Annotated in this window: 21 protein-coding genes, 1 tRNA gene and 1 pseudogene; 6 read left to right on the forward strand and 17 right to left on the reverse strand. The window is 36.9% G+C overall.

The window, feature by feature from the left end:
- Positions 1-692: pseudogene (locus ACFIL7_RS08630) on the forward strand (tyrosine-type recombinase/integrase); the annotation flags it as partial.
- Positions 693-1,093: 401 nt separating this feature from the next.
- On the opposite strand, the gene ACFIL7_RS08635 reads toward ACFIL7_RS08630, so the two are convergent.
- From ACFIL7_RS08635 to folE, 4 genes are all read right to left on the reverse strand, one after another.
- Positions 1,094-1,600 carry a hypothetical protein gene (locus tag ACFIL7_RS08635; protein WP_015856440.1) on the reverse strand — a complete coding sequence of 169 codons (507 nt, stop codon included), beginning with the start codon at positions 1,598-1,600 and terminating at the stop codon, positions 1,094-1,096.
- A 137-nt stretch (positions 1,601-1,737) separates the two neighbouring features.
- A complete protein-coding gene (locus tag ACFIL7_RS08640; protein WP_375618498.1) occupies positions 1,738-2,910 on the reverse strand; it encodes an alpha/beta hydrolase in 1,173 nt (390 codons plus the stop codon).
- Positions 2,911-3,102: 192 nt separating this feature from the next.
- Positions 3,103-3,187 (reverse strand) — tRNA-Leu (locus ACFIL7_RS08645).
- Positions 3,188-3,324: 137 nt separating this feature from the next.
- On the reverse strand, positions 3,325-3,936 hold the full coding sequence (gene folE, locus ACFIL7_RS08650; protein ID WP_375633139.1) for a GTP cyclohydrolase I FolE: 612 nt from the start codon (positions 3,934-3,936) through the stop codon (positions 3,325-3,327).
- A 125-nt stretch (positions 3,937-4,061) separates the two neighbouring features.
- Between folE and ACFIL7_RS08655 the strand changes: the two genes are divergently transcribed.
- The 3 genes from ACFIL7_RS08655 (at position 4,062) to thrS (ending at position 6,930) form a co-directional block, all read left to right on the forward strand.
- The gene (locus ACFIL7_RS08655) at positions 4,062-4,490 is read left to right on the forward strand and encodes an iron-sulfur cluster assembly scaffold protein (RefSeq protein WP_375634486.1); all 429 of its coding nucleotides are present in this window, start codon (positions 4,062-4,064) and stop codon (positions 4,488-4,490) included.
- Positions 4,491-4,841, forward strand: coding sequence for a membrane protein insertion efficiency factor YidD (gene yidD, locus ACFIL7_RS08660; RefSeq protein ID WP_375633141.1), 351 nt, complete (start codon positions 4,491-4,493; stop codon positions 4,839-4,841).
- A 112-nt stretch (positions 4,842-4,953) separates the two neighbouring features.
- Complete coding sequence (thrS, locus tag ACFIL7_RS08665) at positions 4,954-6,930, forward strand: threonine--tRNA ligase (protein WP_375633142.1); 1,977 nt, start codon at positions 4,954-4,956, stop codon at positions 6,928-6,930.
- Between the two features lie 1,048 nt (positions 6,931-7,978).
- On the opposite strand, the gene ACFIL7_RS08670 is transcribed toward thrS, so the two are convergent.
- From ACFIL7_RS08670 to ACFIL7_RS08690, 5 genes are all read right to left on the reverse strand, one after another.
- Positions 7,979-8,482: a MerR family transcriptional regulator gene (locus ACFIL7_RS08670; RefSeq protein WP_375633143.1), complete on the reverse strand. Its 504-nt coding sequence runs from the start codon at positions 8,480-8,482 to the stop codon at positions 7,979-7,981.
- A 196-nt stretch (positions 8,483-8,678) separates the two neighbouring features.
- Positions 8,679-8,993 carry an integration host factor subunit alpha gene (locus ACFIL7_RS08675; RefSeq protein WP_375633144.1) on the reverse strand — a complete coding sequence of 105 codons (315 nt, stop codon included), beginning with the start codon at positions 8,991-8,993 and terminating at the stop codon, positions 8,679-8,681.
- A gap of 77 nt (positions 8,994-9,070) precedes the next feature.
- Positions 9,071-10,045 carry a beta-ketoacyl-ACP synthase III gene (locus ACFIL7_RS08680; RefSeq protein ID WP_375607115.1) on the reverse strand — a complete coding sequence of 325 codons (975 nt, stop codon included), beginning with the start codon at positions 10,043-10,045 and terminating at the stop codon, positions 9,071-9,073.
- A 49-nt stretch (positions 10,046-10,094) separates the two neighbouring features.
- Positions 10,095-11,165 (reverse strand): phosphate acyltransferase PlsX, encoded by a 1,071-nt coding sequence (gene plsX / locus ACFIL7_RS08685; protein ID WP_375618503.1) that lies wholly within the window; start codon positions 11,163-11,165, stop codon positions 10,095-10,097.
- Positions 11,166-11,314: 149 nt separating this feature from the next.
- Positions 11,315-11,872, reverse strand: a complete 558-nt coding sequence (locus ACFIL7_RS08690) for a DUF177 domain-containing protein (protein ID WP_375618504.1) — start codon at positions 11,870-11,872, stop codon at positions 11,315-11,317.
- A 221-nt stretch (positions 11,873-12,093) separates the two neighbouring features.
- Here ACFIL7_RS08690 and ACFIL7_RS08695 point away from each other — a divergent pair, with 221 nt between their 5' ends.
- Positions 12,094-12,573, forward strand: a complete 480-nt coding sequence (locus ACFIL7_RS08695; protein WP_375618522.1) for an outer membrane protein assembly factor BamE — start codon at positions 12,094-12,096, stop codon at positions 12,571-12,573.
- 75 nt (positions 12,574-12,648) lie between these two features.
- Here ACFIL7_RS08695 and nusB read toward each other — a convergent pair whose 3' ends face one another.
- The 6 genes from nusB to glyA form a co-directional block, all read right to left on the reverse strand.
- Complete coding sequence (gene nusB, locus ACFIL7_RS08700) at positions 12,649-13,119, reverse strand: transcription antitermination factor NusB (RefSeq protein ID WP_015856452.1); 471 nt, start codon at positions 13,117-13,119, stop codon at positions 12,649-12,651.
- Between the two features lie 2 nt (positions 13,120-13,121).
- Positions 13,122-13,577 (reverse strand): 6,7-dimethyl-8-ribityllumazine synthase, encoded by a 456-nt coding sequence (locus ACFIL7_RS08705; RefSeq protein WP_375611572.1) that lies wholly within the window; start codon positions 13,575-13,577, stop codon positions 13,122-13,124.
- An 81-nt stretch (positions 13,578-13,658) separates the two neighbouring features.
- Entirely contained in the window at positions 13,659-14,276 is a 618-nt protein-coding gene (locus ACFIL7_RS08710; protein ID WP_375633147.1) for a riboflavin synthase, read from the reverse strand.
- Positions 14,258-15,388 carry a bifunctional diaminohydroxyphosphoribosylaminopyrimidine deaminase/5-amino-6-(5-phosphoribosylamino)uracil reductase RibD gene (gene ribD, locus ACFIL7_RS08715; protein WP_375633148.1) on the reverse strand — a complete coding sequence of 377 codons (1,131 nt, stop codon included), beginning with the start codon at positions 15,386-15,388 and terminating at the stop codon, positions 14,258-14,260. Before ribD ends, ACFIL7_RS08710 begins: the two co-directional genes overlap by 19 nt.
- The gene (nrdR, locus tag ACFIL7_RS08720) at positions 15,381-15,863 is read right to left on the reverse strand and encodes a transcriptional regulator NrdR (protein WP_375633149.1); all 483 of its coding nucleotides are present in this window, start codon (positions 15,861-15,863) and stop codon (positions 15,381-15,383) included. Before nrdR ends, ribD begins: the two co-directional genes overlap by 8 nt.
- 11 nt (positions 15,864-15,874) lie before the next feature.
- Positions 15,875-17,188 (reverse strand): serine hydroxymethyltransferase, encoded by a 1,314-nt coding sequence (gene glyA, locus ACFIL7_RS08725; protein WP_375634485.1) that lies wholly within the window; start codon positions 17,186-17,188, stop codon positions 15,875-15,877.
- Between the two features lie 323 nt (positions 17,189-17,511).
- Here glyA and argC point away from each other — a divergent pair, with 323 nt between their 5' ends.
- Positions 17,512-18,444, forward strand: coding sequence for an N-acetyl-gamma-glutamyl-phosphate reductase (gene argC / locus ACFIL7_RS08730; RefSeq protein ID WP_375633151.1), 933 nt, complete (start codon positions 17,512-17,514; stop codon positions 18,442-18,444).
- 20 nt (positions 18,445-18,464) lie between these two features.
- Here argC and ACFIL7_RS08735 read toward each other — a convergent pair whose 3' ends face one another.
- Together ACFIL7_RS08735 and ACFIL7_RS08740 are read right to left on the reverse strand one after the other, a co-directional pair.
- Positions 18,465-19,541, reverse strand: a complete 1,077-nt coding sequence (locus tag ACFIL7_RS08735; protein WP_375636981.1) for a COX15/CtaA family protein — start codon at positions 19,539-19,541, stop codon at positions 18,465-18,467.
- Positions 19,542-19,692: 151 nt separating this feature from the next.
- Positions 19,693-21,519, reverse strand: a complete 1,827-nt coding sequence (locus ACFIL7_RS08740; RefSeq protein ID WP_375642967.1) for a hypothetical protein — start codon at positions 21,517-21,519, stop codon at positions 19,693-19,695.
- Positions 21,520-21,572: the final 53 nt, after the last annotated feature.

Here is a 21,572-nt window from a genome sequence, read left to right on the forward strand (position 1 = left end):
TATCATAGCCGGTGTTGAACGGCGCAAAGAAACACCAGCAATGGCTAGAGACTTTCTACAATCCCTAAATGGGCTTTTTAAATGGGCAATTGAACAAGGACTTTTGGAAAGCAACCCTACTTTAGGTATCACAAGTCCTCCTCTTAAAAATAAAGAGGGCTTTCCCGTTTGGACAGAAGAAGATGTTGAAAAATATTACCAACGCTGGTCACATGGTACCCATGAACGTGTTTGGATTGATGTTCTTCTTTACACGGGTCTGCGTCGTGGTGATGCGGTCCGCATTGGCTGGAAAGACGTCAAAGATAATATCATTCACATCAAAACAGAAAAGAGCCAATTTAAAACAGATATCTTTCTACCTATTTTACCGGAATTAGCCAAAACGCTTGAAGTTGGTCCTATTGGAGAAGAAACATTCATTTGTGGTAAACGCGGGAAAAAAATACCCAAAAAAAGCTTCGGAATTACATTTTATAATGTGTGTACCAAAGCAGGTATCAAAAAATCGGCGCATGAATTGAGAAAATTAGCAGCAAAACGTGGCCGCTAATTCTGGTGCAACAGTATCACAACTCAAAGCAATTTTTGGCTGGACAAATGATGCTATGGCATCTCTTTACACAAAGAGCACAGACCGTAAAAAACTCGCTCTTGCAACCATAAAAAAGCTTCAAAAAGATGAGGGATAGAGGCAAAAAAACTCAATAGAATCAAGATTCACCTATTCCCTTATATTAGACATAAATATTTTATTTTACTTGCTTTTTATTTGCCTAATGAATACACTAACAACTTCATAACATTGGTAAAATTATCCGGCGGGCTATTATTAAAAGAATCAGAAAGTTTTTTGTAAAATTCTTTCCACAAACATTTATTTTCAATAAAGCCACCTAATTCATCAGCCTTAACTTTAGCAAAGATATAACCAAAGTCTTCTAAAGCTTTAATGCAATAAAGAGTGAGATTATAAAATACATGCGTTTCATTTATTAAAGCAAATTCTTTTCTTTAAAAAGGTTATAGCCTTCTATCTAACAGCGTTTTTGCTGTAAAATTCAAATTATCGATCTGCTCAACTAAAGAACTTTCATTGTTTAGCTTTTGTGCTTTTTTCAAAGAGATGTGGGCTTTCAAGAATAAGCTTTTCTCGTGCTTTTTGTAACTGTTTAATGACTTCATCAATCTTTGATGGAGAACAAAAAGATTCTTGGCTATTCAACAAATGCAGCCTCTCCTTTCCCTCATACAAACATTGCATCTGAGACTGAAGTATTCTAACTTCTTGGAAAAAAAGACGTCCTGTTTCCTTAAAACCATTATTAAGTGCAAAAAGTTGATCGGAAATGGATAGCAGAATTTGTTTTAAAAAACGCTCATTTTCTTGGCGTTTACGATATTCTAAAATAAGAGCATGGCTTATCTCATCTAACTGTTTTTTTGTAGAATCAATTTGACGCAATAAATTTGGTTTTTCCCCCATATCACCTTTTCTCACCTTCACAAGCATAGCATGAATGTCTAATAACTTAATTGCGGAATGAGATAAATAATCAACAACTGTAGGCGTATTAACATAGCGTTTCCGTGCAATCATCACAAACTCACCTAATGACTGTTTTTTACATTCATCCCGCCATTTATTTTTCATTTTACAAGACCATTCTAAAGAAAGTGCTAAAAAATATTACCTCCAATACATTATTCGATGGAGCCTCTTCTCTCTTTTCACGATCAACGTGGAATCCGTGGAGAGAGAAAACGTACAGGTGTATAAAGGATAAGATGTGTTGTTTTTTCCAACACACTACTACCATCAGCAAGAAGGGCTTGACTAGGTGACAATTCTGTACCTTGCATAATTGTGGAAGCCAAAGAACCTTCTCGAGAAAGAGCCATCAATGTTGGCGAAGATGCAAAGACATTGTGTGCCCCCCCATCCACATGAGAGAAATCAAGAACAGCTATTCCATTTTTACGCAACATTTCAATATCTGAGCCATCGCCCACACGATGATGTCCACCCGTAAGACGTCCTGAAACCGCAAGAGCTTTATCCGCTCTGGATACTAAAATAGCGGTTGGCTGCGGGAGTTTTTTTATATCATTAAGTTGGCGCTCAAATACATCAACATCAATATCTGGTGCAGCCATTAATAAACTTGTAATACGACGAATAGGCCTATATTTTCCCTGTAACGCTAACGTTCTAAATGCTTCCATTATAACAAAATTGCCCATAGAATGTGCAATAACCGAAATTTGATCAGCATTGGTTTCACTAATAAGTGTTAAAAGCTCTATCAATCCGTCACGGGCAAAATTAGCACTGTCACGATCATAAATATAAAGAGGAACTGATCCGGCCGAAGGCCAAGAATAATGCACAGCGACAACATTTAAAGAATAATCGTGTGTAAACTGTGCTGTACGAAATGTACCATCTGCAAAATTATTATTATACCCATGGATAAAAAGAAAAATTTCTCTTTTTCCTTTTGGCTTTTTTGCTAAAGCAGCATTTAATCGCTGTTTAAACTGTTCTTTATTATCGTATTTTTGCAATGCTACTGCTGCAAAATACTTATCATGCGTAGGTTTATAGGCATTTATTTCAACAACTCCCTTTACATGTTGCTGAGGAATTCCTACGTCAACACGATTATAATGAACTTTATTTGATCGCTCTGCACCATAAGGTTGAGCGTAATTATTTTGCATCATACGACTCGTTGCAACATACACTGGAACGATGGCTTTTGGAGAAACTGGTTTCCCTTCAACTTCCCTTTCTACGGCAGTCATAGAAGGTGTTGCATGCACCCCATGCCAAAGTACAGCACGTGAATCACTACACGCTGATAATAAAGAAATACAAATAAGAAGTGTTAAATATCTCAGAATCATTATACTTCTCACTGCAACTTCACCCCACCTTATAAAAATATAACATTTCAAATGCATAGATAAAGTAATAAAAACGAAACATTATTGGCAACACACCAACAAATAACATACAAAAAAGATTTTTCTATAATGCCTATAAATCCCCTCTCTCTAACATAACTTCATCTCATTATGGAGAGACTCACTGCTAACTGGTGCGGTCGAGAAGACTCGAACTTCCACGGGTTGCCCCACAGCGACCTCAACGCTGCGCGTCTACCAATTCCGCCACGACCGCACGTGGAAAGAAAAAATCTCGGTTTTTAGCCTTTAACAAATCATAAAGAAAGGTACAAGCCAATTTTCTTTTTCTCATAATTTATTTTATCCGGATGCTTTATAACTTAATAAAGATTACGAGAAATATGGGCTTTACTATGACCTTTGAACCATCATCATAAAATGTGCTTGTGCCGCTTGATCTTTTTCATAATAACCATGAAAGTTTTTTGTAATTGTTGTAGAGCCCTGTTTTTGGATTCCTCTCATAGCCATACACATGTGCTCAGCCTCAATCAATACTGCTACACCATGAGGCTTCAGATACGTTTTTAACGCGTGAGCCACTTGCGCTGTCATAGCTTCTTGAGTTTGTAAACGACGAGAAAAAATATCTACAACACGTACAATTTTTGAAAGACCAACAATTTTTGCATTAGGAAGATATGCTATATGTGCTTTCCCAATAATTGGGATCATGTGATGCTCACAGTGTGAATAAAAAGGTATATTCTTTACGATTACGGCTTCATTGTATCCTGAAACCTCTTCAAAAACTGTACCTAAGGTTTCTTTAACCGATTGACTATAACCATTAAAAAGCTCGCGATATGCCTTGGCTATACGTTTTGGAGTATCTAAAAGCCCTTCTCTATTTGGATTTTCCCCTATCCATAAGAGTAATGTACGAATCGCCTCTTCCACCTCTTCAATACTCGGACGCTTTTCTTCAGATAAATTTGTGTCTTCTTTAACAACATTACGCATTCAAAAACTCCAAGCTTACTCTATACAAAGCATTTGCTCCATACCTATCTCATTTTGTATAATCTCTATATAAGCGAATTAAAAGTTTAAACAATCACGACTCTCAAAATTTCAGGCAATAGCGCATGATTGATAATATCTATAATGATAAAATACTTAAATATGCTGCACATATAGGCAAAATTGGGCGTCTTAATAATCCTGATGCAACATCAAGAAAACATGCACACCTTTGTGGTTCGACAATCACTGTAGATTTAAAAGTGGAAAATGGTATTATTACCGATTTTGCTCACGAAATACATGTATGTGTGCTAGGGCAAGCTTCAGCTTCACTTTTAGCATCTCATATCATCGGACAAACAACTCAAGATCTTAAAATATTGCGTGAAGTTATCTACCAAATGCTAACGCAAAATGGTCCTTCTCCTCAAGCTCCATTTGAGGATTTTTCTTGCTTACAGCCCATTAAAGACTATAAAGTGCGCCATGCAGCAACACTACTACCCTTTGATGCAACGATAGACTGCATTCAAAAAATTGAAGAAAAATAAATGTTCAAATCACAATCTAGACAAAAAAAGTTGACTCGGAATTACACAGGCACTTGGCAAAAAACGCCCGGACGATTATTGGGTGTTTTCTTAATACGTTTCTATCAAATAACACTTTCGAGCCTTATAGGTAATCAGTGCCGCCATGCCCCGACTTGTTCAGAATATACATATGAAGCGATTGCACGCCATGGGCTTTGGGCTGGTGCATGGATGGGACTCTTTCGTATCATGCGTTGTGGACCCTTTGGAACAGATGGCTTTGATCCAGTCCCTCCATCGCTTGGAAATTCTTGCTGTTTTTATAAACCTTGGTGTTACTGGAAAATTTCTGACAAACACAACAAATAATCCTTTTCTTTTTTCACATGTATTGATAAAAAAATTAGTCTATAAGCTTTTTACTCAATTTTCACGAAACCATCCGCAATCGTTAGCGGAATTGGATTAAAAGGGTGTTTTTATGTCTTGCTCTATTTCTCTTTTTTTTCCCGATGGTTCAAAACGTAATTACCCCGCCGAAATGACAGGCTTGGAATTAGCAGAATCTATTTCTAAATCACTTGCAAAAAAAGCAGTCGCCTATAGTCTTGATGGTATCACGCGAGACTTATCGGATCCATTGGGACAATCTGGTCAAGTAGAGATTATTACCCGAGAAGATTCACGCGCTCTTGAGCTCATAAGGCATGATTGCGCCCATGTCCTTGCTGAAGCAGTGCAAGAGCTCTTTCCTGAAACGCAAGTAACAATAGGTCCTGTCATTGAGAATGGATTCTATTATGATTTTGCACGCCAACAACCTTTTACATTAGATGATCTCACCGTCATTGAACAGAAAATGCGTGAAATTATCCAACGCAATAAACCTTTTAGAAAAGAAATTTGGTCTCGTGAAAAAGCAAGAAAAGTTTTTTCTGAGAAAAAAGAATTTTATAAAGTTGAACTTATTGATAGCATTCCTGAAAATCAAGATTTAAAAGTTTATTATCAAGGGGAGTGGTTTGATCTTTGTCGCGGACCGCACATGCAATCTACAGGGCAAATTGGGAATGCTTTCAAATTAATGAAAGTTGCAGGAGCTTATTGGCGTGGCGATGCCAATAATCCAATGCTCACGAGAATTTATGGAACAGCATTTGCAAATGAAAATGACTTAAAAGCCTACCTCCATATGCTAGAAGAAGCTGAAAAACGTGATCATCGCCGCTTGGGACGTGAAATGGACTTATTTCACTTTCAAGAAGAAGGGCCAGGAATGATTTTTTGGCACAAAAAAGGTTGGAAAATGTTCCAAAATTTGATCAGCTATATGCGTAGACGCCTTGATGATCATCAATATGCTGAAGTTAATGCACCACAAGTTCTCGATAGGTCACTCTGGGAAATATCTGGCCATTGGGGTTGGTATAAGGAGAATATGTTCAAAGTAATTTCAGCAGCAGAAGATTCAGATCATGGGAATGTTTATGCCCTTAAACCAATGAATTGCCCTGGTCATGTGCAAATTTTTAAACATGGTTTAAAATCTTATCGTGATTTGCCTATTAGACTTGCTGAATTTGGACTTGTTCATCGTTATGAGCCTTCAGGCTCTTTACATGGTCTTATGCGTGTGCGTGGTTTTACACAAGATGATGCGCATATTTTTTGTACTGATGAACAATTAGCCGATGAATGTCTCAGTATTAATGATCTTATTTTATCAACTTATGCTGATTTTGGTTTTAAAGAAATTAGTCTTAAGCTTTCAACACGTCCAGAAAAACGAGTTGGATCTGATGCATTATGGGATCATGCAGAAAGTATCATGGAATCTGTCCTTAAAACGATTGAAACAAAATTTGCAGGACAAATCAAAACAAGCATCCTTCCAGGTGAAGGAGCATTTTATGGTCCAAAATTTGAATATACATTAAAGGATGCTATCGGTCGTGAATGGCAATGTGGAACAACACAAATAGACTTTAATCTCCCTGAACGTTTTGGTGCATTCTATATTGATAAAGATTCAGAAAAACGTCAACCTGTTATGATCCACCGTGCTATTTTGGGATCAATGGAGCGTTTTTTTGGTATATTAATCGAAAATTTTGCTGGACATATGCCACTTTGGCTTGCTCCTGAACAAATTGTTGTTGTAACAATTACATCCGAAGCAAATGAATATGCCCAAAAAATAACAGCAAAACTTAAAGCTGTTGGGCTTTCCGCAACAATAGATCTCCGCAATGAAAAAATTAACTATAAAATACGAGAACATTCTTTACAAAAAGTCCCCGTAATTTTGGTATGTGGCAAACGTGAAGCTGAAACAAACAGCGTAAATATACGCCGCTTAGGAAGTACAAATCAAACCCTTTTATCTGTAGAAGATGTGATTAAACAACTCTCAAATGAAGCAACACCTCCAGATTTGCAACGTGTCATAAATGCATAATATCACAGAAGATGGTAATACGTTAATTTTTTACTATAAATCTTCAGTTTTTGTACAAAATGAAATAATTTGATATTGTAGTGTGTTTTTGTTTCATGCACAATGACCTATCATCAGAAAGAGTAACGTGCTCTCTCTCTACAAGGTGGATTGGTGAAAAAGTTGAATGTAAGCTATGAGCTGTTTAAATGCAAAAATCATAGACAATTGAATATTAATAATAACATTAATCTTTTACCTTTATAATGAAAAGATTCTGCTACTATCATGGATAGATCATTACAATAATTATAGCAACATCAAGCAAGAAAACTGAAAACAAGATTATATTTATTAATAAAAAATATGTAAAATTAGCTGAACAATGATATTTCTTATTCGTAAGATAAGCCCTTATAAAAAAGGACAAGATATTGATTTATAATGATAATATATCGTTATTCATATTAAATAAGGTTTCGAATATCATAGGCTTCTCTTATTTTTAATATGTTTATGTTGAATCTATCAAAATCATTTGCTTGCACGAAACAAGCGGAATGAGTGTATGGATAAAAATTATTGAGAAAGGACTTTTAAAATGCCTACAATGAGCCGCCTAAAGTGCTAAGGATTGTTGCAGTCATTGAGAACAGGCTATAACTATAATGATGATGCCGACTTGAACCTTCATAAGTATAAAAATAGCGGTACTCAACGAGTTTACCATTAATCATTCACGAGGCATTATGGTAAAATAAGATTAAGAAGCCTTAAGAAACATCTCTTTAAAACAAGCACATGAATTGGTAAGCTAATGGCATTCTACATCCCGCAATCTACACTGATGAGATATTGCCTTAATTTTTATAAAGCCAAATCAAAAAAATGGCAAAACTCAGCGTTTATTCTTTCTCTTCTTCATGTTTTACCAAATGAAAAACTCTTATAAAAAACTCGTTAAATATACACATACGATATATGACTACTCGTTGAACGTATAAAATTCTGGGCACATCCATAAAACATCTAAATATCTACGAAACACATATAAAACAAAAAAATATTATTATCGTGCTCTATCAAGAACACGCTTACATTCAATGAGTTCAAACAGAATTTCTTGTAACAATGCTTTATCAGTTTTATCTTTGTAAAGATTCACAGAACCGACAGATGTTTCTCCTTCACTCCTCATGAAACTCAAAAGCCCAAAAGAAGATTTCTTAGGCTTATTGCTAGCATTTTCAGAAGTTTGTCCTGCATGTTTCTTCTCTATGACCACATTCATAGCATCAAGATCACCATTACCCAATGCAGTTACAAAAGCAACACCATTTTCTTTCAAAAGGCGTTGCACACCTTTTATCGTATAACCTTGATCATATAGTAACTGCTTAATACCATTGAGCAAATCAACATCGACCGGACGATAATAGCGCCTTCCTCCCCCACGTTTCATTGGTTTAATCTGCCTAAAACGTGTTTCCCAAAATCTTAAGACATGCTGCGGAAGCTCCAATAACTCCGCTACTTCGCTAATTGTGCGAAAAGCATCAGAGCTTTTATCCATTTTGTAACACCTTATTTAAAACAAAATAAATTACTTTACAATGACTCATTCTGTCTCAATTTCTCAACAAGATTAGTCAAAAATAAGACCATCATTGACACCTTACTCACCAGTCTTTTTCTAAAAAACAAAGACCCTTATTTTATACATTTCTTTAACAAATACCAAACATACCATGGCATTTATTTATGAGATATCATTTTTTCTGTTTTGCACGATACGAATCTAAAATTCTCTGTTTAAGAACATTGGCAGCCTTAAACGTCACAACACGTCGCGGCGGAATAGGTGCTTCAACACCTGTTTTTGGATTGCGTCCAACACGTTCATTTTTACTGCGAACCTGAAAAGTTGCAAAAGAAGATAATTTAACCGCTTCACCTCTTACAAGTGAGTTGCAAATCTCATCCAAAACCAATTCGACTAAAGCTGCTGATTCAGTATGTGACAAGCCCACTCTTTTACAAACTACGCTCGCTAAATCTGCACGCGTTACTGTCTTACTTGTCATTATAACCACCTATTAAAATATTAAAAATTACAAAATGACTTATACGTTTTCTTGAAATATGGTCAAGTAGCCATAATTTACCAACGAATAAGAATTGCTCCCCATGTAAATCCACCTCCCATGGCTTCTAACATGATAAGATCTCCTTCTTTTATTTTTCCATCGCAAACAGCTGTTGTTAAAGCCAACGGAACTGATGCAGCAGACGTATTACCATGTTGATCAACGGTAATCACAACTTTATCTAGTGAAATTCCTAGCTTTTTAGCAGATGCTTCAATAATGCGCTTATTAGCCTGATGAGGTACAAACCAATCTAGTTGTGAAGAATCCATACCTGCAGCTGCAAAACAATCATCAACCACATCCGTTATCATACCAACAGCATATTTAAAAACTTCTCGTCCTTCCATACGCAAATAGCCTGTCGTTTGTGTTGTTGAAGGTCCACCATCAACATATAGCTTATCTATATAAGCACCATTAGAGCGCAATTTCGCAGACAATATACCACGCTCAAAAGCAATATCCCCCTCAGTTTCTTGTGCTTCCAAAATAACAGCACCCGCACCATCACCAAACAAAACACATGTCGTACGATCTTCCCAATCTAAAATTCGAGAAAATGTATCGGATCCAATAACTAAAATTCTTTTAGCTCCCCCACACCGTAAATAAGAATCTCCTGTTGTTAAAGCAAAAATAAAACCAGAGCAAACAGCTTGAATATCAAAAGCAAATCCATGGCTCATTCCCAAAGCATGCTGAATTTCAACAGCAGAAGCAGGAAAAGTACGATTCGGGGTAGACGTTGCTAAAATAATACAATCGATGTCTTTTATTGTTAAACCAGCATTTGTAAGTGCTGCTTGCGCAGCCTCAACTCCTAAAGAAACAGTTGTTTCATTTTCACTGGCAATATAACGTTGGCGTATTCCTGTACGCTGAACAATCCATGAATCTGACGTTTCAACAAACTTTGCAATCTCATCATTTGATAAACTTCTTTTCGGCAAAGCACTTCCTACACCACGTATAATTGACCGAATCATTCAGCTCTTACCTTTTCTTCAAATTTTTCATTTCTATTATAAGAGCTTATCATAAGGACTCTCCATTCATCACCGCTTCATCTTCTTGGTCAAAAAGTGTTTCTTTATTTTCATGAAATCGCCGTAAATCAGCCGTTATTTTTTGTAAAAGTCCATTATTAACCATTTTATAACCAACGCGGATAGCAGAAGCAAAGCCATTAGCATTAGCACTGCCATGACTTTTTATAACAACACCATTCAAACCTAAAAGCACTCCTCCATTCACCCTATCAGGATCCATTTTATGTTTCAGTATACGAAAAGCACCCCGTGATAAAAAATAACCAAGAGATGTTAAAAAAGAACTGCGCATTGCAGAGTTTAAAATCTCTCCTATCTGTCGCGCGGTTCCTTCTGCGGTTTTTAAAGCAATATTACCAGAAAACCCCTCTGTCACAACAACATCGACTGTTCCTTTTCCAATGTCATTGCCCTCAACAAATCCTTTATATTCCAATCCTTCTAATTGCACTTCACGCAATATCATTCCTGCTTTTTTTATTTCATAAAGTCCTTTAACCTCTTCCACCCCCACATTTAAAAGCCCAACACTTGGTCTTTCAGTGTGATATAAAGCGCGAAACATACCTGCTCCCATAACCGCCAAATCAACCAACTGACTAGCAGAGGCACCAATTGTTGCTCCAATATCTAAAACAATACTCTCACTGCGCAGTGTTGGCCAGATACCCGCAATACCAGGACGTTCAGCCTCTGCAAGCATTTTCAAACAAAAATAAGACATGGCCATGAGTGCACCCGTATTACCAGCAGAAATGCAAGCATCAGCTTCACCATTTTTTACCGCTTCAATGGCGTACCACATTGATGATTTACCACGTCCATTACGAAGTGCTTGGCTTGGCTTTTCATCCATGCGTGTATAACTTTCTGTAGGGCAAAAGCGCGATACAGAATCCAAACAGGGATATTTTTTTAAAACCGGACGAACAGCCTCCTCTACTCCATAAAATAGAAAATAAATATTTGATAAATATTTTTGTACAATTGCTGCTCCTGCAATAGCTGCTTCTGGACCGTAATCACCGCCCATGACATCCACAGAAATTCTAATCACGCTTGCATATCCCACATCTTTTCATTTACATCTTTAAATACATATTATGATTTTTGGCTCCTGAATACTCACACAGCACATCTTGCGAAAATCGCTTCGCAGAAAATACCGTTTAGCATACAATAGATATTTTTTGTATGTTTTTACAATCACTTCCAATTTTTCAAAACAGAAAATGGAGAGAATTTTCGCTCTGCTTCTTCTAAATTTTCACCCATATTCATCTTTATCCCTTCTTTACGTGGATAATGATTAATAGACAACTCAAAAAACTCTTCCATGATTGCGCCAATATCAATTTTATCATCATAAAATACTTCAGGAGTATCAAGCCCCTCCACATCTAAAAACAATTCCCCTGTATCCTCTGATATTTTGGGCTTCATCAAATTTGAATCTTCAGGAACAAAAACAACCTCAATATTTTCACAAAGGATATTTTCTAATGGTTCTAATGTAACAACACATAACTGTAGTATACGCGCTTGCAACAGACCTTTTATACGCACTCCGCGTTTTTTCCACGGGAAAATATGGAATTTTCCCTCACAAGATTTTACTTCAATTAAATCATGGTTCTGGGCTAAATGTGTACATTCTTTTTTGTTTGCACAAAAATGAACCCTTATACCTTTAGCAGGTAGAGAACGTACAGATATTGGATAAGCCAAAGCAAATGTCATTTGAGGAACATTTTGAACATTCATTGACAACTCCCAAACATAAAAACGCGTAAAGCACTATGTTTTTATTTATCTCAAGTATTTATGCATTTTTTTCTTTTCTAAAGAAATTCTATATGGCATAATTTGCTTTATAACAGGGAAACTCAGTGTAAGCTACGGTAGATTAAGTTAAAATTAGAAAAAACTTGAGGTTGCCTTCTTGTCCTACATCTCAGTATAAAAAGGAGATACTATTGTTTCAAATGCCTCACATAATAGCCTTAATCAAACGTAAATTATTGATTGGTCTATCAATAGCAAGCATAGGAATGCTTTCTGGGTGTAGCCTTCTTGATTCTTCAGGTTCGAGCCAAATTTATAGAGAAGGCTATGTTCTTGATAAAAATGCTCTAAGTTCTATCTCTATTGGCTCAAGTCAAGAGCAAGTTCTTTTAACTTTAGGGACCCCCTCATTAAAAACAAAATATGATAATGAAGTTTTTTATTACATCTCACAGACACGTTATCGTGGGATGCAGTTTATGAAAACAAAGATTATTGATCGCAAAGTTTTAGCCATTTACTTCAATAAAAATAATCAGGTTGCAAAAGTTGCAAATTACGGATTACAAGACGGTCAAGTGTTTGATTTTATTACACAAACAACGCCAACTGTAACAAAAGAACATCCTTTCTTAATTCAAATTATAAAAGGCCCTGCGAATTTGCCACCCCATAACTGAATTATATAGTCTGCATACCGTTTCAATATTATAGGTCTGATAATATCAGATCTATAATAGGGGGATTTGTAACTCTTAGAGGCGAACTTTTTTTGCCATACTGTCAAGAACTGCATTAACAAGTTTTGGCTCATCACCTTCAAAAAACGCCTTTGCTATGTCAACATACTCATTCATGACAACCGCAACGGGAACATCTTTACGGTTGATCAACTCCCATAAACCTGCTCGTAAAATTGCTCGCAATATAGAATCAAGACGTGAAAGAGACCACTCTGCAGAAAGCTGTTGATGAAGCAGAGGATCAAGCTGCTTTTGATCTTTTACAACACCCGTTATAATAGCCAAAAACCATTGAAAATCAGCTTCAAGATATTGGTCTCCATCAATATCTTTTCCCAAACGATAAGCCTCATACTCAGCTGCCGTTTCCATCACCCCCGAACCCACGATATCCATTTGATAGAGTGCTTGAACTGCAGCGAGTCTTGCTGCTCCACGTTTATTGGCTGAACGCGGAAAATGTCTGCTTTTTATATCAGCCATATTTAACGATTATCTCCAAATCTCTTTTTTAGAGCGATCATACATAAAGCAGCTTCAGCCGCAAAACCACCTTTATTTTTGTCATCTAATTTTGCACGCACCCATGCTTGTTCTTCGTTTTCAACAGTCAAAATACCATTTCCAATAGCCAAGTGCTGATGAACAGTTAAATCCATCAATGCACGACAAGAATCATTAGCAACAATTTCAAAGTGATATGTTTCACCTCGAATAACACAACCAAGAGCAACATAACCATCATACGATATCTTGTTTTGTTCAGCAAAAGCTATTGCACTTGGTATTTCTAATGCTCCAGGAACCGTTACAACATCATAACTTGCTTCAGCTTTTTGCAAAGTATTCACTGCACCTCTCAAAAGTGCATCAGAAATCCCCTCATAAAAACGTGCCTCAACAATCAATACGTGAGGCTTTTTACCTATCTCTTTCATCATAATGGAATTCCACAAAAAACGAATCAAAAAAATCAAAGTTATAAAGCATAAAATTCTGAAAACGATCAATAGAGTGTTGGCTTATTCATCTTCTCTTTTTAAAGCAAAAAGTTTTGCAGCATAACGAGCAAGTTGATCAATTTCCAAATTGACCCGATCTCCAATTTTAGCTTGTCCCCACGTTGTCATTTCAAGTGTATGGCGAATAATAAGAACATCAAAAACACAATCCTCAACACCATTAACAGTCAAAGATGTCCCATTAAGTGCAATAGATCCCTTATTAACAATGAAAGGCATAAATTGTCTTGAAACTTTTAAATAAAAACGAATTGCATCCCCTTCATTTTTTTGATCAATGATTTCAGCCAAACCATCAATATGACCAGAAACTAAATGTCCTCCCATTTCATCACCCAATCGAAGCGAACGTTCCAAATTAACAAAAGTTCCTTTTATCCATTGTGCAAGATTCGTTAAACGTAATGTTTCTTCCCACGCCTCAACAACAAACCAATTGGTATCTTCTTGCTTTAATCCTCGCTCTACAATTGTCAGACAAATTCCTGAACAAGCAATTGACGCGCCAATTGCTAAGCTTTCTATAGCATAGCGGGTAGAAATCTTTAAACGCATCCCCTGCTTTAAAGGTTGAACATCTTCAACACAACCAATATCCGTTATAATTCCTGTGAACATAATGTCTTACGTCTCCACTTATAAAAACGGTCATTTCCAAACATTCTTGTCTCAATCTCATGAAACTGCGAGAGATAATTTCCAAAATGAGGGGCTTCAATACGATTTTTGCCTAAAACAATAGGGGTATGAAAACATATCAAATGATCAACACAACCAGCATTCAAAAATTTTTCCCCTGTCTTGACGCCCCCTTCCAATAAAACACTATTAATCCCATGTTTATAAAGCATCTGTAAAAGAGCAAAGGGTTCTACACAACCATTGTTCATCTCGACCGAATAAACAGACACACCATATTGCTCCAATGCATTTTTTTTGCTTTTCTTTGAAAGATCCACATCACAAATAACCCATGTAGGAATTTTTATGGCTGTTTGGACAACTTTTGCATCAAGGGGGATAGATAAATCTGCATCCAAAATAATACGAATTGGTGAGCGCATTTCCATCCCTGGCAAGCGGCAATTGAGTTGTGGATCATCTGCTAATATAGTACCAATACCAACGAGGATAGCATTATTTTGAGCACGTAGAATATGCGTATGAGCATGAGAAAGTGTTCCACTAATTTTTACGCTGCCCTTCTCTCTTTTTCCAACACCATTATCGGCAGAAATTGCCATTTTAAAAGTGACCGCACAGCGTTGTATCTTCCTTATGCACCAATGCGTCCATAAGGATTCAAAAGCCTCTTCAGCTAAAATGCCCTCAACCACTTCAATACCCGCTGCTCGCAAAAGAGCAATACCATGACCATCAACACGCTTGTCACAATCAGTCAGCGCAACAACAACTCGAGAAACACCTGAATCAATAAGCGCATTCACACACGGCGAAGTTTTTCCATAATGCGCACAAGGTTCTAAAGTAACATAAGCAGTCGCTCCTTGAGCCAAAGAACCTGCCATGTGTAAAGCTTGCACTTCCGCATGAGGACTCCCATGAATAGCTGTTACGCCATAGCCAACAATAAAAGCCCCCACAGCACCATTATCGTTTCGCACAATTAACGTACCAACGGAAGGATTCTCACCTGTAAGACCGACATGACGTTCTGCTAAACGAATAGCTGCAGCCATAAACCGTTCATCTTGCACTTTTTTATTCATCAAAACGAGATTCTGTATCCGCGATACCCTTTGACAATTCATCTATAACATCGTGAAAATCGCTTGCATTACGAAAATCTCGATACACAGAAGCAAAACGAATATAAGCAATATCATCAATTCTTTTCAATGCTTCCATCACAAGATGCCCAATTTTTTCTGAAGCAATCTCTGGTTCTCCCAAACTTTCAAGCTGGCGTACAATGCCAGAAATTGCTCGTTCAATATGATCAGGATCAATATTGCGCTTACGTACAGCCACATCAACTGATCGCATTAACTTATCACGATCGAAGAGTTCACATCGTCCACTTTTTTTAGCAACCAAGAGCTCACGCAACTGAACACGTTCAAAAGTTGTAAAACGACCACCACAAACGGAACACACACGGCGGCGGCGAATCACTGCCCCCTCTTCTGCTGGACGTGAGTCTTTGACCTGTGTATCCTCATATTGGCAGTAAGGACAGCGCATCCTTTGTATCCTTAACGAGTGGTAAGATAAGAGTAAAGAGGAAATTGATTCGTTATATCTTTTACCTTTTTCTCAACAGCCATTTCAACGACATGATTATCTTCATCACTTTTTGCACTCCGAAGACCATCAAGAACTTCTGAAATCAGATGACCAACTTGAATAAACTCTTTTTCTAAAAAACCACGCGTCGTGGCAGCAGGTGATCCCAAACGAATTCCTGATGTTATAGATGGCGTTTCAGAATCAAAAGGAATGCCATTTTTATTGCAGGTAATATGAGCGCGTCCCAAAGCCAATTCAGCACGTTTACCTGTTAGATTTTTGGAACGTAAATCAACCAACAACAAATGATTATCTGTACCACCAGAAACAATATTAAAACCATTACCCTGTAATGTTTTTGCTAAAGTTTTCGCATTAGCGACAACATTAGCACTATAACTCTTGAAAGAGGGACGCAAAGCCTCCTCAAACGCAACAGCCTTTGCGGCAATCACATGCATTAAAGGACCACCTTGAAGACCAGGAAAAATTGCAGAATTAATTTTTCTGGATAAAGCCTCATCATTTGTCAATATTAAACCACCACGTGGACCTCGAAGCGATTTATGTGTTGTTGTTGTTACAATATGCGCATGTGGAACAGGTGAAGGATGCACGCCACCAGCAACAAGACCAGCAATATGAGACATATCAACGAGTAAATGAGCACCGATTTCATCTGCAATTTCACGGAATCTTTCCCAATCCCATAGCCGTGGATAAGATGAGCCCCCTGCTATAATAAGTTTTGGCTTACGTTCTTTTGCAAGCTGCTCAACCTCATCCATATCAATAATCTGATCTTCTTGACGCACACCATAGGAAACAACATCAAACCATTTTCCTGACATATTAACAGGTGAACCATGCGTAAGGTGACCACCAGCATTTAAATCCAACCCCATAAATGTATCACCAGGCTGAAGTAAAGCTAAAAAGACAGCTTGATTCATTTGGCTACCAGAATTAGGCTGTACATTCGCAAACGCAGCACCGAAAAGCTGTTTTGCCCTTTCAATAGCTAAATCTTCAACGACATCAACAAATTGACACCCACCATAGTAGCGCTTTCTTGGATAACCTTCTGCATACTTATTGGTTAAAACAGACCCCTGCGCTTCAAGGACCGCTCTTGAAACAATATTCTCTGAAGCAATCAGCTCAATTTCATGTTGTTGACGCTCAAACTCCCCTCTAATTGCGTCAAAAATTGCACCATCAACAGTTTGTAAATTATCATTAAAAAAGCGCTTTTGTGCGTCATTTTCTTGCTGAGTCATAAAACACATTCCTAACATAAAAAAATAAAGTCAAGGAACGATAACACAGCAAACCATGCAAACCAAACATTTTAAACTACTTACACTCAAAAATAATGAGGTAAATATTTATCTTAGTTCTTTGTTATAAAAACAACGAAAAACTTCCCTCTCGAGAATGGTAAAAAATGAGATTACATTTCTTTTTTTACACTCTTATTTGTTTACACCTTTTACAAAAGGTATCTATAATCTAAAGAAATTCAATAATTTAATGATTAAAAATAATTTATAATGTGAAAAGCTGAATATAATAGGCAAAGTTAATACGAAGGCAAATAAGAATGCTAACCAAAGTTTTTATTGATGGTGAACATGGCACAACCGGACTACAAATACAAAAACGCTTAGAAAGGCGTACAGATTTAAAACTACTCTCTCTTGCTCATAAAGATCGCCATAATGTTCATCTGCGACAAGACTATCTTAATCAAGCCGATATTGCTATTTTGTGTCTTCCAGATGATACTGCACGCGAAACAGTTCATTGGCTTAAAAAAAATAAAAACATTAGGATTATTGATAGCTCGACAGCCCACCGTGTTGCACCAGACTGGGTTTACGGTTTTCCTGAAATGACAGCAGGACAAAGAAAGCGCATCCAAGCAGCACATTATATAACCAATCCCGGATGCTATCCTACCGGTGCCATTAGTTTGATTCGCCCACTCCGTGAAGCAGGACTGCTAGACGCCGATTATCCCATCTCGATTAATGCAATCTCCGGCTATACCGGTGGTGGAAAACAGTTGATTTTACAAATGGAAAATCAATCTCAACAAAATATTCAGGACAATTATTTTATCTATGGTCTTAATCTTGAACACAAACATGTGCCAGAAATTAAAATCTATGGACAAATCAATCAAACCCCAGTTTTTATACCAAGTGTGAGTCGTTTTCCCCAAGGAATGATTGTGAATCTTCCTCTGCATCGCCATTTATTCACAAAATCAGCAAACTGTTCTGATTTGCGCGAAATTCTCGCAAACCATTACGAAGGACAAAATACCATTTTAGTCGCATCACAAGAAGAAACTGTTTCACTTGAAAGACTTAATCCAGAGTATTTAGCCAATAAAGATGGTATGAAACTGTTCGTATTTGGAAATGATCGTGAAGGTATTTTCAATCTCAGCGCCCTATTCGATAATTTAGGAAAAGGCGCATCAGCTGCAGCTATCCAAAACCTCGATTTAATGCTTTCAGGCAACTAAACCTCCCTACTCACAAACTTTTATTCAACAACGGGATAAGCCCCTTTTGTTGCTCGCCAATGCGCAACAACAAAACACAACACGACTAATGCCATACTTTGATGAATGAGCCCCAAACTTATCGGAACCTCATGTAACAGTGTCAAAATACCTAAAAGTGCTTGGATAATAATCATACCACAGATAAGAAATGCACGACGAGAGTGGGTTGAACGGGGAACATTTTTTTGTACATAGAAAGCATGAATAGCCGAGGCAATCAATAAAAAATAAGCAAAAAATCTATGAATAAACTGAACCGTTAAGGGATTTTCGAATAAATTGAGCCAAACAGGACGATGCTGTAACAATCCATCAGGAATAATCTGACCATCCATAAGGGGCCATGTATTATAGACTTTTCCTGCATGAAGCCCTGCAACCAAAGCACCCCAATAAATCTCTATCAAGACGAGAATAACAAGCCAAGCCGCAAAATATTGCACCTTTTGATTTGCTGGCTTTTCTGAATATTCTGCAAGCCCTCGAGATAAATAAGTAACAAAAACAATAACAAAACATGCCGTTATAAGATGAAATGCCAAACGATATTGGCTCACACTTGTTAAACTACTTTGCCCAATCCCTGAAGCAACCATCCACCAACCAATAAAGCCTTGAAAGGCGATAAGAATAGGTACAACAATAAGCGGGAGTAAGATATTTTTTTCAACACGCTTAGTCGCCCAAAACCAAATGAGCCCCAATAAAGCGACAAGACCAACAAGACGCCCAAGAACACGATGCGCCCATTCCCACCAAAAAATGACCTTAAAAGCACTTAAGGTCATATCAGGATTAAGCAGCTTATATTGTGCTATCTGTTGATATTTTAAAAATTCCTCTTGCCATTGATCCACACCAATCGGTGGAATAACGCCGTGTATTGGCTTCCATTCCGTTATAGATAATCCTGATCCCGTCAAACGAGTAGCGCCACCCACTAAGACAATTGCCAAACACAGCAATAAAATAGAGTAAAGCCACACCTGTATATGTTTTCTATTTTCCTTTTGCACAGGCGTTAAAATGCTATTGTTTAATCTCTTTACTACCATCTCTGATTGCCCCACGCTTCTCTCCAACTAAAATGCATTTTAAAATTTAAACATTAACTCTTTGTCTATTTTAGTATGTACTACAACTTTAGCAAAAAACAAGCGTACCACTATAACATGCGATACATATTTCTTTTTTACTTTACGAAGCTTATGATGCTACAACGCGATAAACAGTCTTTGGAAAGCTGTCTACCATCCGCATCATCCATTCTTGTTCATTAAGAACAGTATTACAAATATAATAGTCTGTTAGCTCTGCAAATTGCTCAAACCCATATTTTGGTTCGCTTGCCATCTCTAGGATGATAAAATCATATTCTTTTTTAAATTCTTGTAATATATGAAAAATATCATTTGAAAAATCTTGTGCTGAAATGGCACTTGTTACCCCCTGAGGAAGAATATCAACCCCCGTATCATAATCACGGTAAATAACATCATGCAACTTGGCATTGCCCGTTAAAATATCACTCAGTCCGCGATGTGGACCAATGACTTTCTCTATTTGTTGACCAGAAATATCGACCAACAAAATTGTTTTGTTCTCTTTTGTGAGATGAAGTGAAAGCTTTGCCGCTGTCCGTGCAGCCTCTGGTCCAATGATTGAAATAATGGTTGAAGCACGCCATTTCAAAACATCAGATAATCCCTCTATCGTAATAAAAGCTTCAAAATTTTTCATTTCTTGAGAGACTAAAATATTCTCATTCTTCTTAAGAGAATTTTCTTTTGATCTCAAATCCTCTTCTGAGATTTGGTCTTTTTTCCTTTTAAAGCACGGATAGAATAACAAGATTCCTAGCAAAAGAGTAAGGAAGCTGGCCAATGCACTCACAAGAATATTTTTTCCATAAAGAGCCATAAAAGAAATTGGTGCTAACGTTATTGGCATAACCACGTGGATATTTGTATTTTGTAAGAGAAGAGGATTATCACTCAATCCCCAATATGAACCAATGACTTTTTCTCTTCGTTGAACAGACTTGCTCATCGCTTTATTTTGGACATCGATCGCTGCTTTTATTTTATTTTCAAATTCATTAAATATTTCATTCAAAGATTGGGATTGATCTCTTATAAAAAAACTCACCCTTTTTTGAAGCTGTTTTTCCAATTCCGTTGCAATAAACTCATCTGAATGAACTTGATAAACAATCTGTAAAATTTTATTTTTTAATTGATGAGAAACTGTCTCTAATTCTGCAGTCATCGCTTTAATTTGAGGATGTGTCCACCCTAATTGTGCAGCCATATGTGCTCTTTGCGTTTCCAAGAGATCACGTTTAGATTCCAGAGAAACAATTGCTGAATTGCCTGCAATAAACGATAAAGACAGTAAAGACTGCCCATTTTCACGCATCATGTTAATCGTTGAATTCAAACTTGTTAAATGAATACGCTTTAAAGTTGCTTGCGTTAATTGCATCGAAAGATTATGAAGTTCTGTTTGTTTTACACCACGCTGAATAAAAGAATCAATAGATTTACGAAATTCCTGCACGATATTAAGGATTGCAATATTATCATATTGTTTGTCTTCTAATTTATCATTTAACAAGAATTGTTTCTGTTTTATGATTGCTTGTGAAAATGCGGAAAACCAAGTTTCCAACCCACGTTGAGCTGCTTCAAGTGTCTCGGCTTCAAAAATAAGATCGATAAAATCACCATGACGCGATAAACGGATATTTTCATGATTTTTTTTCTTATAAGAAGCACTTAAAGAAAAATTCGAATCATTGAAGAACATAGGCTGTGAAAACAAAAAAGCGATAACATTGTCTTGCTTTTTAATTGGTAATGGCTTTCCTACAGAATCAGATAATGAAAATGTTAAAGTTGCTTGGTAACCACGGGGCTGGACAAAATAATACAACCAAATCAAAGATACACATAGAATTTGTAATAGCAAAACAATCAAAATGCTTCGCCATACGGTACGTACGAATAGTCTTTTATTACATGTAAGACTCATCTTTATTTTAACCAGCAAAATACTTCTTCATATTGTTTTATTAAGAGAAAGTA

The sequence above is a fragment of the Bartonella sp. AP3QHHD genome (genome assembly GCF_042195765.1).
Taxonomy (GTDB): Bacteria; Pseudomonadota; Alphaproteobacteria; order Rhizobiales; family Rhizobiaceae; genus Bartonella.

Bases quoted from the DNA above. Each gene is read 5' to 3' on its own strand.
- nrdR (WP_375633149.1), bottom strand. From the start codon at position 15,863: ATGCGCTGTCCTTACTGCCAATATGAGGATACACAGGTCAAAGACTCA.
- nusB (WP_015856452.1), bottom strand. From the start codon at position 13,119: ATGGCTGATATAAAAAGCAGACATTTTCCGCGTTCAGCCAATAAACGT.
- ACFIL7_RS08640 (WP_375618498.1), bottom strand. From the start codon at position 2,910: ATGATTCTGAGATATTTAACACTTCTTATTTGTATTTCTTTATTATCA.
- ACFIL7_RS08635 (WP_015856440.1), bottom strand. From the start codon at position 1,600: ATGATTGCACGGAAACGCTATGTTAATACGCCTACAGTTGTTGATTAT.
- thrS (WP_375633142.1), top strand. From the start codon at position 4,954: ATGTCTTGCTCTATTTCTCTTTTTTTTCCCGATGGTTCAAAACGTAAT.
- ACFIL7_RS08735 (WP_375636981.1), bottom strand. From the start codon at position 19,541: ATGGTAGTAAAGAGATTAAACAATAGCATTTTAACGCCTGTGCAAAAG.
- ACFIL7_RS08695 (WP_375618522.1), top strand. From the start codon at position 12,094: ATGCCTCACATAATAGCCTTAATCAAACGTAAATTATTGATTGGTCTA.
- glyA (WP_375634485.1), bottom strand. From the start codon at position 17,188: ATGACTCAGCAAGAAAATGACGCACAAAAGCGCTTTTTTAATGATAAT.
- argC (WP_375633151.1), top strand. From the start codon at position 17,512: ATGCTAACCAAAGTTTTTATTGATGGTGAACATGGCACAACCGGACTA.
- ACFIL7_RS08680 (WP_375607115.1), bottom strand. From the start codon at position 10,045: ATGATTCGGTCAATTATACGTGGTGTAGGAAGTGCTTTGCCGAAAAGA.
- ACFIL7_RS08655 (WP_375634486.1), top strand. From the start codon at position 4,062: ATGATTGATAATATCTATAATGATAAAATACTTAAATATGCTGCACAT.
- ACFIL7_RS08670 (WP_375633143.1), bottom strand. From the start codon at position 8,482: ATGGATAAAAGCTCTGATGCTTTTCGCACAATTAGCGAAGTAGCGGAG.
- ACFIL7_RS08740 (WP_375642967.1), bottom strand. From the start codon at position 21,519: ATGAGTCTTACATGTAATAAAAGACTATTCGTACGTACCGTATGGCGA.
- ACFIL7_RS08705 (WP_375611572.1), bottom strand. From the start codon at position 13,577: ATGATGAAAGAGATAGGTAAAAAGCCTCACGTATTGATTGTTGAGGCA.
- ACFIL7_RS08710 (WP_375633147.1), bottom strand. From the start codon at position 14,276: ATGTTCACAGGAATTATAACGGATATTGGTTGTGTTGAAGATGTTCAA.
- ribD (WP_375633148.1), bottom strand. From the start codon at position 15,388: ATGAATAAAAAAGTGCAAGATGAACGGTTTATGGCTGCAGCTATTCGT.
- ACFIL7_RS08675 (WP_375633144.1), bottom strand. From the start codon at position 8,993: ATGACAAGTAAGACAGTAACGCGTGCAGATTTAGCGAGCGTAGTTTGT.
- folE (WP_375633139.1), bottom strand. From the start codon at position 3,936: ATGCGTAATGTTGTTAAAGAAGACACAAATTTATCTGAAGAAAAGCGT.
- yidD (WP_375633141.1), top strand. From the start codon at position 4,491: ATGTTCAAATCACAATCTAGACAAAAAAAGTTGACTCGGAATTACACA.
- ACFIL7_RS08690 (WP_375618504.1), bottom strand. From the start codon at position 11,872: ATGAATGTTCAAAATGTTCCTCAAATGACATTTGCTTTGGCTTATCCA.